15 protein-coding genes are annotated in these 12,774 nt (G+C 63.3%); 9 read left to right on the plus strand and 6 right to left on the minus strand.

Annotation, left to right across the window (positions count from 1 at the left end; all coding sequences use genetic code 11):
- Positions 1–97: 97 nt before the first annotated feature.
- A complete protein-coding gene (locus tag IVA95_RS16650) occupies positions 98–442 on the minus strand; it encodes a hypothetical protein (RefSeq protein WP_247511450.1) in 345 nt (114 codons plus the stop codon).
- A gap of 323 nt (positions 443–765) precedes the next feature.
- Here IVA95_RS16650 and IVA95_RS16655 point away from each other — a divergent pair, with 323 nt between their 5' ends.
- Together IVA95_RS16655 and IVA95_RS16660 are read left to right on the plus strand one after the other, a co-directional pair.
- Positions 766–999: a hypothetical protein gene (locus tag IVA95_RS16655; protein ID WP_247511451.1), complete on the plus strand. Its 234-nt coding sequence runs from the start codon at positions 766–768 to the stop codon at positions 997–999.
- A gap of 636 nt (positions 1,000–1,635) precedes the next feature.
- The gene (locus IVA95_RS16660) at positions 1,636–2,739 is read left to right on the plus strand and encodes a hypothetical protein (RefSeq protein WP_247511452.1); all 1,104 of its coding nucleotides are present in this window, start codon (positions 1,636–1,638) and stop codon (positions 2,737–2,739) included.
- Positions 2,740–2,795: 56 nt separating this feature from the next.
- On the opposite strand, the gene IVA95_RS16665 is transcribed toward IVA95_RS16660, so the two are convergent.
- Positions 2,796–2,981 carry a hypothetical protein gene (locus tag IVA95_RS16665; RefSeq protein ID WP_213247554.1) on the minus strand — a complete coding sequence of 62 codons (186 nt, stop codon included), beginning with the start codon at positions 2,979–2,981 and terminating at the stop codon, positions 2,796–2,798.
- 248 nt (positions 2,982–3,229) lie between these two features.
- Between IVA95_RS16665 and IVA95_RS16670 the strand changes: the two genes are divergently transcribed.
- A complete protein-coding gene (locus tag IVA95_RS16670; protein WP_247511453.1) occupies positions 3,230–3,463 on the plus strand; it encodes a hypothetical protein in 234 nt (77 codons plus the stop codon).
- A gap of 9 nt (positions 3,464–3,472) precedes the next feature.
- Positions 3,473–3,631, plus strand: coding sequence for a hypothetical protein (locus IVA95_RS16675; protein ID WP_213247558.1), 159 nt, complete (start codon positions 3,473–3,475; stop codon positions 3,629–3,631).
- A gap of 106 nt (positions 3,632–3,737) precedes the next feature.
- On the opposite strand, the gene IVA95_RS16680 is transcribed toward IVA95_RS16675, so the two are convergent.
- Positions 3,738–4,526 carry an SDR family oxidoreductase gene (locus tag IVA95_RS16680; protein ID WP_247511454.1) on the minus strand — a complete coding sequence of 263 codons (789 nt, stop codon included), beginning with the start codon at positions 4,524–4,526 and terminating at the stop codon, positions 3,738–3,740.
- A 154-nt stretch (positions 4,527–4,680) separates the two neighbouring features.
- On the opposite strand from IVA95_RS16680, the gene IVA95_RS16685 reads away from it, so the two are divergent.
- Positions 4,681–5,115, plus strand: coding sequence for a hypothetical protein (locus IVA95_RS16685; protein ID WP_247511455.1), 435 nt, complete (start codon positions 4,681–4,683; stop codon positions 5,113–5,115).
- 19 nt (positions 5,116–5,134) lie between these two features.
- Here the strand turns inward: IVA95_RS16685 and IVA95_RS16690 are convergent, their stop codons facing one another.
- On the minus strand, positions 5,135–5,440 hold the full coding sequence (locus IVA95_RS16690) for a hypothetical protein (RefSeq protein WP_247511456.1): 306 nt from the start codon (positions 5,438–5,440) through the stop codon (positions 5,135–5,137).
- A gap of 151 nt (positions 5,441–5,591) precedes the next feature.
- Here IVA95_RS16690 and IVA95_RS16695 point away from each other — a divergent pair, with 151 nt between their 5' ends.
- Positions 5,592–5,849, plus strand: a complete 258-nt coding sequence (locus IVA95_RS16695) for a hypothetical protein (RefSeq protein ID WP_247511457.1) — start codon at positions 5,592–5,594, stop codon at positions 5,847–5,849.
- 433 nt (positions 5,850–6,282) lie between these two features.
- Here the strand turns inward: IVA95_RS16695 and IVA95_RS16700 are convergent, their stop codons facing one another.
- Positions 6,283–7,038, minus strand: a complete 756-nt coding sequence (locus tag IVA95_RS16700; RefSeq protein ID WP_247511458.1) for an NAD(P)H-binding protein — start codon at positions 7,036–7,038, stop codon at positions 6,283–6,285.
- A 158-nt stretch (positions 7,039–7,196) separates the two neighbouring features.
- On the opposite strand from IVA95_RS16700, the gene IVA95_RS16705 reads away from it, so the two are divergent.
- The 3 genes from IVA95_RS16705 (at position 7,197) to IVA95_RS16715 (ending at position 10,896) form a co-directional block, all read left to right on the plus strand.
- Positions 7,197–9,281, plus strand: coding sequence for a HAMP domain-containing methyl-accepting chemotaxis protein (locus tag IVA95_RS16705; RefSeq protein ID WP_247511459.1), 2,085 nt, complete (start codon positions 7,197–7,199; stop codon positions 9,279–9,281).
- Positions 9,282–9,451: 170 nt separating this feature from the next.
- Positions 9,452–10,426 (plus strand): glycerophosphodiester phosphodiesterase family protein, encoded by a 975-nt coding sequence (locus IVA95_RS16710; RefSeq protein ID WP_247511460.1) that lies wholly within the window; start codon positions 9,452–9,454, stop codon positions 10,424–10,426.
- A gap of 101 nt (positions 10,427–10,527) precedes the next feature.
- Positions 10,528–10,896, plus strand: coding sequence for an avidin/streptavidin family protein (locus IVA95_RS16715; protein ID WP_247511461.1), 369 nt, complete (start codon positions 10,528–10,530; stop codon positions 10,894–10,896).
- A 13-nt stretch (positions 10,897–10,909) separates the two neighbouring features.
- Here IVA95_RS16715 and IVA95_RS16720 read toward each other — a convergent pair whose 3' ends face one another.
- Positions 10,910–12,532 (minus strand): ABC-F family ATP-binding cassette domain-containing protein, encoded by a 1,623-nt coding sequence (locus tag IVA95_RS16720; RefSeq protein ID WP_247511462.1) that lies wholly within the window; start codon positions 12,530–12,532, stop codon positions 10,910–10,912.
- Positions 12,533–12,774: the final 242 nt, after the last annotated feature.

Genomic DNA, 12,774 nt, shown 5'->3' on the forward strand with positions numbered 1-12,774 from the left:
GCTGCTGTCGTCCTACGCCGCAGCCACCCGATGAAGGGCCAAGCAGCCAACAAAAAAGCGGCCTTGCGGCCGCTTTTTTGTTGTTGCTACTCCGGCTCTACCAATAACCGGGCTCGTCATAATAGGCATATGAATCGACGAACGGCGCACCCGCGATCGCGGCTGCGGTTCCGGCGGCTACGCCGGCAGCCAAACCGACCGGTCCGGCGACATAGCCCGGGCGATAGTACACGCGCGGGCCGTAATAAGCGCGAGGCCCGTAGTAGTAGCTGTAGTCATAGCGGCTCGGCGTGCGCACGCCGTATCCGCCGAGCAGATAATCGGAGTTCGGGTAGTTGAACCCGATCATGCCGGGCTCCTGGGTAGCTTCCTGCGACAGCGCAGGCGTCGCGAGCCCCATCGCCAGGATGGCGGCCGCGCCGAGCAGTGTCAGTTTCGTCATCGCTCATCCTCCATGTGAACATGAAGAGCGAACGGGCGAGGTAAGATGCTGGTTCCGGACGCGAATTCACAGCGCCGTGAATATCGGCGGCGATTTGCTGCAGGTCGCAAAGAGAAAAGGCCGGCGGGCGTTACGCCGCCGGCCTTCTCTTGCAACTGCCGGCTCGGAAGGTCCGGTTCCGCTGCGATTCCATGCCTAAAGTTTGACCACTGCAGTCTTAATAAAATCTTAAGCAGCGACCGTGATCTCAATCACAGAGTGCCAGAACCTTGTCCGGCTATCCTGCAACCAACAATGCAGATCGCCTGCAACAGGAGGCCAATATGACCCAGGTCTATTTCCACTGCTCAAACTCCCGCGAAGTCCGGATTGATCGATCCGGCGAAGCCGTCAGCGACCTCGCCGAAGCGCGCGACCGCGCCGCCTGCATCGTCCGCTCGATGATCATGGGGCGCGACGCCGAAGACTGGCGCGAATGGGTCGTACATGTCAGCGATGATCTTGACGATGAGATCTTCGTTCTGCCCTTCGCCTTCGTGCTCGGCAAGCTGCACTGAGAGGCTGCCGTGCTGCTTCGCCGCCTGGATGCGATCATGACGCGTTGGCACCGCCTGATCGAACGCGCCTGCGATCGTTATCGTCCCGAGCGGCATTATATGCGCGGCCCCGGTCCAAAGTGGCACGCCAGGCATCGGGCAGGCACCGCAGGCGCTATCCCCTAAGGCGCGGCCGACCGCGCACCCGACGCGTTCTGCGCCAGGTCCAGAAACCTCCGTATGCCTTTCGCGCTTTCGGCGCCATGGCCGAACACCATTCCGAGGTAATCGCCGGCCGTTGACAGGAAGCGCAGACCGTTGGCATCGGCGAATAACTTTCGGCGGTCGTGTGCGGGATCGCTCTTCCCCTCCCAGATCATCGCGGGACAACCGCCGTCCAGCACGGCCCTGCCGGCGCCATCGAGTTGGCCAAGCGCATCGAAGCAGGCGCGTACGCCAGGCTCCTACTCTGTCGATGATCTCACGGGGCGGGTTCCAGCCCGCGGGGGGCAACCGCGGCCCCAACCTCACCACGAGATCGCCTTGCTTTAGTCAAACCTCGCTGGCCGTGTGGCGGCCTGGGCAGAGGTTTTCCACACAGCAGAGCAAGCTCGCCGCCCCTATCCGGGCGACATTGGACTGAGTAAGGGACCGCCAATGCAATCCACGCCGACACTGAAAGAGGCTGATCCGCACGACGTTTTTGCGATCGAAACGGTGCTGGCCGCGCACGCCCACAAGGCGCCGCCGCTGGCCCACGATCCGGCCACCCCTCCCGTAGCGCCGCAAGTCCATCCGGCAGCGCCGCAGGTTCATGTCGCGCCGCAAGTTGAAGTCGCGGCAACGCCGCAAGTCCAAGCCGCCGCAACACCGCAAGTGCAAGCCGCGGCCAAGCCGCAGATTCACGTCGCGCCCGCGATTTCGGTCAGCGCGCCGACCCCGCAGGTCGAACCGACGTTTCGCGCCACCGACCTGCGCGATGTCCAGATGCGTGATGTCGAGGTCGACAACATCAGGCCGGGCGAGGAGATCAAGCTGGATGGCCTAAAACTCGCCGGCGAGCGGCCAGTAGCCATTTGGGTGAAGCGCGCGGTGATGGCGCTGTTGGCCCTTGTCGGCGCCATTGCTGCCGCCGGCTGGCAGCATTATGGCGATCAGGCCAAGGCGATGGCTGCCGAGTGGGCGCCGCCCTTCGTGCTGGCAGCCTTGCCTTCGGCGGCCAAGCCCGCCGTCGCCGAGCAACCGCCGGCCGCACCCGCCGCCGCAACAGATCAGGCCGCAGCGGAGCCGGCGGCAACGGCAGCACCGGCTCAATCCGAACCCGCCGCGACCGCCGCTGCCGCTCCCTCCGCGGAATCGACCCAGTTGCAATCGATGGCGCAGGATCTCGCCGCGATGGGCCAGCAGGTCGAGGAGCTCAAAGCCACCATCGCGCAGCTCAAGGCAAGCCAGGCGCAAATGGCGCGGGAATTTGCCAAGGCTGGCGAAATGAAAGCTTCGGAAGCAAGGGCCGCTGAGATCCGACCCGAACAGAATTTTCGCCCGAGGGTAACAGCCGCGCCGCCGCCGCCCCGAACCGCGAATGCGCCCGTCGCGCCGGTCCGGAAGCCGAAGCCGGCTTACTATCCACCGGCTCAAGCCGCCTATGTTCCTCCTCCGCCGCCAGCCGCTGGCACCGCGCCGCTGCCGCCCGCATCGCCGCAGCAAACCATGGCTGATGACGGCGAGCCGGTGGTCCGCCCGCCGATGCCGCTACGGTAAGTAATGGGGTGTCGCGGATGCTGCGCGCTGGCCGCGCCGCATCCGCGATGGATCCGCTAGCTCTGATGCGGCCCTCGCATCAGCTTCATGGCGTCTTCGATATGACGCCACTCCCTGGCTTCCTCGGTATCGCCCTTGCTCTCGCAAGCCTGCGCATTGTGTGCGGCTTGCGCGATCGCGGTGAGGCCGTGCTTCTCCATCATCTGGCGTGCAATCGTGTGGATCTGCATTTCCGACATCATGTCGCTCTCCCGGGGTTGCATCAGTTCTCGCCGCAGCGATTCAATCGTGGCGGCTTCCTGATGAAAACGGCCGAACCGAAAGTCCCGTTCCTCGCGCTATGACCGATAATTTTCAGACAAGTTGACTGGCCGGTTCCACCTGTGGTCGCGATACCTCCCGTATTATCCCGTCCGCAATCTCCCCGAATATCAAGTCGCTCCTTCGCCTGCTATTTTTTTCAGCGTGAATCGCAACGCGGGAGTCGGACATGGCACAAGTCTATTTCCACTGCTCCAATTCCGAAGGCATACGCATCGATCAGCGTGGCATTGCCGTCGGAAATCTGGCCGAGGCGCGCGACCATGCCGCCCGCGTCGTGCAGTCGCTGATCACGGCGCAGGGTCCGGAAGACTGGCGCGACTGGACGCTGCATGCGAGCGACGATCTCGACGACGAAATCTTCGCCCTGCCGTTTTCGTCCGTGCTCGGCGAGCCGCATTAAGGGGTCGCCATGCTGGCCATGCAACCGCTTCTCCGATATCTGAATCTGATCGCCGCGCGATGGCTCGGGCTGATCGACATCGCCCGCAACCCTTATCGCCCCGAGTTGCACTACATGCGCGGCCCCGGCCCGAAATGGCACGCGAAGCATCAAGGCGGCGCCATTTAGTATTTGCGTAGCCCGGATGGAGCAAAGCGCAATCCGGGAACGGTCTCGCAACCGGATGGGCTGATCCCGGGTTACGCTGCGCTCCACCCGGGCTACGCCCAACGAATTACAAATCTCCCAATTCCGGCGGCTCGAACCAGTTGGTCAGCGACAACCCGCCATCAACCACGATCGCCGCGCCCGTGACATAGGCCGATATCCGGTTCGACAGCACCGCCAGCGCTAGCGGCGCAAGATCATCGGCCTGACCGAGCCGGCCGAGCGGAATGTGTCTTGCGAGCGCGGGATCGGCGACGAAGCCGCCGGCCGCAATCGCGCCCGGCACCAGCGCGTTGACGCGAATGTTGAAGCGGCCGAACGTCTTGGCCAATTCCTTCACCAGCATCGAAAGCCCCGCCTTCGCCGTCGAGTAATGCGGCAGGTTTCGCGGCGTGCCGGCGTGCAGCGAGGTCAGCAGCAGGAACGAGCCGGGCGTTTTGTCAGCGATCAGCTTTCGCGCCAGTTCGCGCGAGAGGTGGAATCCGGCGTCCAGATTCACCGCGTGCATCTGCGCCCAAATCTCCGTGGTGACGCCGAGCAAATGATCGGCTTCGCGCCGCGGCGGCGAGGCGCTGTGCACGAAATGCGTTACGCGCCCGACGGCAGACGCGGCTTGCGCCAGCAGCGCCTCGCGCGCCGCGGGATCGGCAAGATCGCCGACCCAGGGTACCGCCAGTTCCGGCCGCGGCGACGCTTTGGCTGCCGCCGTGACCGTGTCCCGGTTCACATCGGCAAACACGGTACGGACGCCCTCGCCCACCAGCGCCTGCGCGATCGCGCGGCCGATCCCGTTGCCTGCGCCGGTGACGAGCGCCGCCTCGCGCGCAGGATCGAATGGCATACCCAACAGGCTCATGTTCGTGTCTCCCATCGAAGCAGGCATAGCCAATTCTACAGACCGACCGCATCTTGCGCTGTATCAATTCGGCGCGCCATCTGCATCGCTAAGTTGCTTCCACCTTGCCTGAAACCGTCCTAAGCTCCCTTCCATAACCGGCGGGCTCACTGTCATGCAAACCCGCGTTCGGAAAGTCGCCCATGTCCTGGAACGCCTTGGGCTTGCCATGGCTGGCGCGGCAAGCGGGTTGTTTGTGGCGGCTCTGGTGGGAACGAGCCACGCCGCACTCACCAATCAGGCTTTCCTGCTGCTGATGATGATCGGTGGCGCCCTCGGCTTTTATCTCGGCATCGATACGCCGCCCCGGCCCGTCACCGTATCGAATGGCCAGCCCACCGATGACGCCTGGGTCGGCAAAGTGGACACCCCGGAACTGCTCGGCGCGCTCGGGACCTTCCTCGCTGCGTTCTCGGCGTTCGCCTGTGTCGGCGTCATCGTGCTCCGCCACGATCCGCATGTGGCATGGATTTGGATGATCATGGCCGGATGGGTGGTCGGCGTCGCCATGCAGATCACCGCCGGCACGATCGCCCGCCTGCGCCGCTGATCGGGCGGCCCGTCCGACCTCAGCTCTCGTCTTCCAGCGTCAGCACCAAACCGGTCAGCGCCGCGCCGATGCCGAACATGAGCCCGTAGGTCGTCACCAGCATCACCGTGGTCTGAACAGGTGCGTCGCTCTTGGCGACGAGGTCCCTGACATGGAAGGCATCGATGAGGCCGAGCAACAGGACCAGCGATAGTCCAAGTGCCACGCCCATCAGGAAATGGGTGAGCAGTGCATTGAAGAGAGACTTTTCCCGACGCATGGAGGCCGTGCCTTCGGCATGATGCCAAGCCAACGCACGGTCGAAGAAACTGGTTCCTGCGCTCAAGAACAGAATCCGTCCTGCGCTGCGGGGCGTCGGCGGCCGTCAGGCGTTTGCGGAACGTTAAGCAAATGCCGGTACGTCCATCAGCATTCCCAAAAAATTCCACAATCCTTTTTAGGAAAAAGGCATCTCTTCGAGAAAAGGAGAATTTCCCATGCGGTTAGGGCAAGCGATCTTCTTCGGTTCGGCGGCCGCCCTCCTCACTTTGGCAGCGCCGACGCTCGCCAGGAACTCTAACACGAACTCCAACACGAATTCCCAACCGGCAAAGACGAGCGAAGCGCCCGCCTCCTGCCATGCCTATCAGCAGGCGGCCGACGGCTCATGGACACAACTGCCCTGTCAGGAAACGGGTTCGAAGGCGCCGCAGCCGAAATCCGCATCGAAGAACGCGGCCGAGGAAACGCGCTGAGTGCTTAGCTGGTGACTGATGCGGCCAGACCTCCGGTGCAAACCGCCGCGGGAAGGCCGCTCGATATTCAGCCACATCACCCGCGACTTGTGCGCCGAAGCTCAACGAGCGAAGGCGGAAAGCGGGTGATCCAGTATTCCAGAGACGCCAGTGATTGAACCGAAAAGCCGCGGCGTACTGGATCCCCGCCTGCGCGGGGATGACAGTGGCGGGCGTCGCTATCTCCCCGTCATTGCGAGCGCAGCGACTTGTCCGCCGTAGCTCGAAGAGCGAAGGCGGAAGCAAATCCATTGTCACTTCATGCGCAAGATGGATTGCTTTGCGGAGCCTATCATCAGGCGCGCATTCGCGCGACCCGTTGGCTCGCAATGACGTGGATGGAGCGCGGCGTACTCAACACGCCGCCTTCGTGGAAATGATAACCTCGGGCAGCTCAGGCCGTTTTGACAGCCCCACCCAGCCAATCATCGAAACGCGTCGGCATGATGCGTGCGCCGTCGTCCGGCACCAGCGTGCGCAACGCGAGTGGCGCGCCGAAATACGGCACGTCCGCACCCGCCACGATCTTGCTGGCATCGCCCTGCTTGCGGAGCCAGCGGCCGACGAAATCCGCAAGCGGCGCCGCTTCGGGACCGGCGACCTCGCGTATGCCATTGGCGGGCTCTCCAAGCGTCACGTCGGCCAGCGCTTCCGCGACCTCGTCGGACAACAACGGCTGCATCAACTGGCTGGAAACGTGGACCTCGCCATCCCTGCGCCCGGAATCCGCGATCGCGCCGACGAACTCGAAGAACTGGGTGGCGCGCAGGATCGTGTAGGCCAGCCCGGAATTTTCGATCAGCCGCTCCTGCGCCAGCTTCGCGCGCAAATACCCGCTGCTCTCAAGTCGGTCGGTACCGACGATCGACAGCGCAATGCAGTGCCGCACACCGGCCTGTTTAGCTGCCGCGATCAGGTTGCGCGTTCCAGTCTCGAAGAAGTGCAGCACCGCCTCGTCCTCGAACGAGGGCGAATTCGAGACATCGACGACAATGTCGGCGCCCATGAGCGCCGGTTGCAGCCCCTCGCCGGTCACGGCATTGACGCCCCTGCTCGGAGACGCCTGCAGCACCTCGTGACCGCGCGAGGCGAGCAACGGGGCCAATTTCGAACCGATCAGACCTGTACCGCCGATGATGACGATCTTCATTTCCTCTCTCCTCCGTCTCTAAGGCCGCGGCCACGCGCCATCACCAAGACCAACTGGAACGGGCCGGTGTGACACGCGCGACCGTAAACCCTGGATTAATTTGCACCACCTATACTGGTGGTCCGCACATCCGTACCAGCGCAAATGGCCTAAAATTCATGAAAATCGGTACCCTCCTCACCGCTGCCATCGTTTCGCTTTCCACCGTCGGCGGCGGGCTCGCCGTCTATGTGGCGGTTTCGAAGTACCAGACCATGGACAAGGTCTCGGTCGCGCAGAGCCGGCTGGAGGTGGTGCGCGCCGTCGGCGACATCCCGCGCTACATGAACTCCGAGCGCGGCTTCTCGACCAACATCCTGTACGGCCCGCCCGCGGTCGATCCGGCGATCCGGAAAGAACTCAACGAAAAACTTCGCAAGAACACCGACGCCGCGCGCGACAAGATGAACGCGGTCCGCAAGAACCTGTCCGGCGGGCTCGACGATGCCGCAGCGATCGGCACCGGCATCGACGAGCTGAACGTGAAATTCAACGCCCTGCGCGACGCCATCGACAAGGCGATCGATGGCCCGGCCGAAGCGCGCAAGGATGCCGCCAGAAAGATCGTCGCCGACAATGCCGTGTTCAACGCCGCCGTCACCAAGCTGCTCGACGAGCAGGTGCGCCGCATGGCGCAGCTCGACGGCGATGCCTACCGGCAGGCCGTCTATGCCAACATCGCCTGGAACCTGCGCGACGTCGGTGGTTACAACGCCAGCATTCACAAGAATCTCGTTGGCGCCAAACGCGCCGCCACCGAAGCCGAAAAGATGGAATATTCCCGCTCTCAAGGCCGCGCTGACCAGATCCTGATGTCGCTACAGGAGTTGCGCGGCAACCCGGCGACGCCGCCCAACGTGGCCGCGGCGCTGGAAAAGATGAACGAAGCCTATGTCGGTCGTTTCGGTAACGAACTGAAACTCGTCAAGGAAGGCGCCGCATCAGGCAAATACGAGCACGATGTCGATTTCTTCTACGCCGAATCCCAGAAGGGCCTCGGCGCCGTCGTCGACGTCCGCAACGCCTTCTACGACAACGCCGAGCACATCCTCGGCACCGCCTATTCCTCCGCGCGCTTCAGCTTCCTGATCGCGCTCGCAGGCCTGATCGCGGTTGTCGCCGCCAGCGCCACGCTGATCGTGATGGTGCGTCGCCGCGTCTGCGGGCCGATCGTCGACCTCACCGCCACCATGTCGCGGCTGGCCAGCGGCGACGTTTCAGGTGAAATCGCCGGCGCCGGCCGCGGCGACGAGATCGGCGCGATGGCGTCAGCCGTGCGCGTCTTCAAGGACAACATGATCGAGGCGGAACGTCTTGCGGCCGAAAAGGCCGCGGAGAATGACGGCAAGATGCGCCGCGCCCAGGTGCTCGACGAACTCACCCGCGCGTTCGAAGCCAAGGTCACCGAACTCGTGGGCGGACTTTCGGCCGCCTCGTCCGTCATGGAAGACACCGCGCAGTCGATGTCGTCGACAGCGACCGCCACCAACCGCCAGGCAGCGATCGTTGCCGCCGCTTCCGAGCAGACCTCGGCCAACGTGCAGACGGTTGCGAGCGCCACCGAAGAATTGACCTCCTCGATCTCCGAGATCGGCCGCCAGGTTGCGCAATCGACCGAAATCGCCGCCCGCGCTGTCGATAATGCGCGGCGCACCGGCGAGACCGCCCGCTCGCTCGCCGAGGGCGCGCAGAAGATCGGCGACGTCGTGACGCTGATCCAAAGCATTGCCGCGCAGACCAACCTCTTGGCGCTGAACGCCACCATCGAAGCCGCGCGCGCCGGCGATGCCGGCCGCGGCTTTGCGGTCGTCGCTTCCGAAGTCAAATCGCTGGCCGGCCAGACTGCCAAGGCGACCACCGAAATCTCCGAGCAGATCGCGTCCATTCAGGCGGCAAGCGACCAGACGGTGACAGCGATCCAGAACGTCGCCAACGTGATCGCCGAGATCGACCAGATCGGAACCGCGATCGCCGCCGCGATCGAGGAACAGGGCTCCGCGACCAAGGAAATCTCCCGCAGTGTGCAGGAAGCCGCGCGCGGCACCCAGGAAGTCAATTCCAACATCACGGGCGTTCAGAAGGCCGCCGACGACACCGGCGCTGCCGCCAATCAGGTGCTCGGCGCGGCCGAGCAGTTGTCCTCGCAGTCCAAGGATCTCGCCGGGCAGGTCAACCGCTTCCTGTCGGAGGTGCGTGCGGCGTAAATTCGCTCCTCACTCGGCGAACCCGACATAACGGACGAATCCCTATTCGGCTCGCAATCGAGAAGCCGCGCGATGCGCAGCGCCATGCGTTCCGCGCCTCCCCGCATCCGCTGCCGCAAATCGACCAGAAATTGTGCCTAGCCAGTGCGCCTCTTACATAGGGGCGAGCCTTGAACAAGAAACTAAAGTATGCGGCGGCGGCGATCGCCGTCTTTGGCGCAGCCATCTACCTCAACAACACCAATCATCTCGCCGCCCATCAGGAGGGCAAGCCTGTTCTGCTCGCGCACCGCGGCATTGCCCAGCGCTTCAACGAGCGCGAGCTGAAGAACGACACCTGCACGGCGGCGCGAATGCTGCCGTCAACGCATCAATACCTGGAGAACACAATCGAATCGATGCGAGCCAGTTTTGCCACTGGCGCCGATATCGTTGAGGTCGACGTTCACCCGACGACCGACGGTGAATTCGCGGTGTTTCATGACTGGACGCTGGATTGCCGCACCAACGGACACGGCGTCACGCGCGAACACTCCATGGCCTATTTGAAGAAGCTCGATGTTGGCCATGGCTATACAGCCGATGGAGGCAAGAGCTTTCCGTTTCGCGGCAAGGGCACCGGCCTGATGCCGACACTCGCCGAGGTGCTGACCGCCTTTCCGCAACAGCGGCTCCTGATCAACGTCAAGAGCCGCGACGCGTCCGAGGGAGAGAAGCTGGCAGCCGTGCTGAACAAGCTTCCCAGCGAACGCCGGGTGCAGATCATGGTCTATGGCGGCGATGAGCCGGTCGAGATGGTGCGCCGGCGCCTGTCGGATGTCCGAACCATCTCGCGCTCGACCATCAAGAGCTGCCTCGTCGGCTACATCGGTTATGGCTGGAGCGGACTCGTTCCGCAGGCCTGCAACAATGCGATGGTGATGGTGCCGATCAACGTCGCCCCATGGCTCTGGGGCTGGCCCGACCGTTTCCTGAACCGCATGGCGGCCGTCAACAGTGAAGTCTTCGTGCTCGGGCCATATCGAGGCGGCGAATTTTCGACCGGCATCGATACGCCGGAGCAGTTCGCGCGGTTGCCGAAAAACTATTCCGGCGGCATCTGGACCAATGAGATCCAGGCCATCGCCCCGCTCGCGCGCAAATAGCGTTTGTGGATTTGCGGAATCCGAGAACCCGACTCGCTGCGAAGTGGAACATCCCGCGCTTGCTGTCGTTTTGGCCGGCATTAGCGGAAGGGAATGCACCCATGACGTGGAAAGGCAAATGGCGAAATCAATACGGCTCCATTGTCGACATTACCGACGACGCCAATCGCAGGATCAGCGGCACCTTCAAAACGGCGCTGAGAGACAGCGGGTTCTACGGACAGGAAATTCCCGTCGTCGGTATCCATCAGGGCGATTGCATCAGTTTTGTCGCCGGTGGTGAAACGGCGGCGGGAGATGCCGCGGTCTCCTACACCGGCCTGCTGCGCGATGGAAAAATGGAAACAATGTGGTTCGTTGTCGTTGACAGCGCGATCCGGGCGTCGGCGGAAGGTGCACCCGGCAAGAAGGAAAAACTAAACTGGTGGCGTTCAATCAGCACCAACGCGGATACGTTCGAGCGGGTGTGACAAGCCTGTCGTCTCAGCTCCGCAATCCCGGCGCCTCGTGCCCAGTGCGCGCGACATATTCGGTGTAACCGCCGCCAAACTGGTGGATGCCTTCCGGCGTCAGCTCGAGCACGCGGTTGGAGAGCGCCGCCAGGAAATGCCGGTCGTGGGACACGAACAGCATGGTACCCTCGAACTCTGACAGCGCATTGATCAGCATTTCCTTGGTCGCGAGATCCAAATGGTTGGTCGGCTCGTCCAGCACCAGGAAATTCGGCGGATCGTAGAGCATTTTTGCCATTACCAGCCGCGCCTTCTCGCCGCCCGAGAGCACGCGGCACTTCTTCTCGACGTCGTCGCCGGAGAAACCAAAGCAGCCCGCGAGCGCGCGGAGCGAACCTTGTCCCGCCTGCGGAAAGGAATCTTCCAGCCATTCGAACACCGTGCGTTCACCGTCGAGCAGGTCCATGGCGTGCTGGGCAAAGTAGCCCAGCTTGACGCTGCCGCCGATCGCCACCGTGCCATCGTCGGGTTCGGCCGAGCCCGCCACCAGCTTCAACAGCGTCGATTTGCCGGCGCCGTTAACGCCCATCACGCACCACCGCTCCTTGCGGCGGATCATGAAATCGAGGCCCTGATAGATGGTGCGGCTGCCATAGCCCTTGTGGACGTTCTTCAGGCTGACGACGTCCTCGCCCGAGCGCGGCGCCGGCATGAACTCGAACGCCACCGTCTGGCGGCGCTTCGGCGGCTCGACGCGCTCGATCTTGTCGAGCTTTTTCACCCGGCTCTGCACCTGCGCCGCATGCGAAGCGCGCGCCTTGAAGCGCTCGATGAACTTGATCTCCTTCGCCAGCATCGCCTGCTGGCGCTCGAACTGGGCCTGCTGCTGCTTTTCGTTCAGCGCGCGCTGCTGCTCGTAGAATTCGTAATTGCCGGAATATGTCGTGAGCGTGCCGCCGTCGATCTCGACGACCTTATTGATGATGCGGTTGATGAACTCGCGGTCATGCGAGGTCATCAACAGCGCGCCCTCGTATCCCTTCAGGAACTGCTCGAGCCAGATCAGGCTCTCCAGGTCGAGATGGTTGCTCGGCTCGTCCAGCAGCATCACGTCAGGCCGCATCAAGAGGATACGCGCCAACGCGACCCGCATCTTCCAGCCGCCGGAAAGCGCGCCGACATCGCCCTCCATCATCTCCTGGCTGAAGCCTAAGCCCGACAACGCCTCGCGGGCCCGGCCGTCAAGCGCGTAGCCGTCGAGCTCCTCGAAGCGGTGCTGCACCTCGCCGTAGCGCGCGATGATATCTTCCATCTCGTCGGCGCGATCCGGATCGGCCATCGCGGCCTCGAGCTCCCTGAGCTCGTTTGCCACGACGCTGACAGGCCCGGCGCCGTCCATCACCTCGGCGACCGCGCTGCGGCCCGACATCTCGCCGACGTCTTGGCTGAAATAGCCGATAGTAATCCCTCGATCGAGCGAGACCTGGCCCTCGTCGGGTAGTTCCTGGCCGGAGATCATCCGGAAAAGCGTGGTCTTGCCCGCACCGTTCGGGCCGACGAGGCCGATTTTCTCGCCCTTCTGAAGGGCTGCGGAGGCTTCGATGAAGAGGATCTGGTGGCCGACTTGCTTGCTGACGTTATCGAGACGGATCATTGGGCCCTGAAGGGAGGAAATCGCTGTGGCCGCTGCTTAGGACATCTGGCGCGCTTGTGGAAGCGGTTCCGAAATATTCCCGCGGCAACAAGCGACGCTACCTGAAGGCGTTCTGGATTGTCGCTGCAACTGCATTCCAGGAGACATATACGGGTGGCCGAATGAACTCGCGTATGGGCGGTAAAACCTTCCAGCGCTGCGAACCGATCCGTACCAGCATCGTTAGCCCGTCATCTCCAATT

It is taken from the genome of Bradyrhizobium sp. 157 (genome assembly GCF_023073815.1).
Taxonomy (GTDB): Bacteria; Pseudomonadota; Alphaproteobacteria; order Rhizobiales; family Xanthobacteraceae; genus Bradyrhizobium.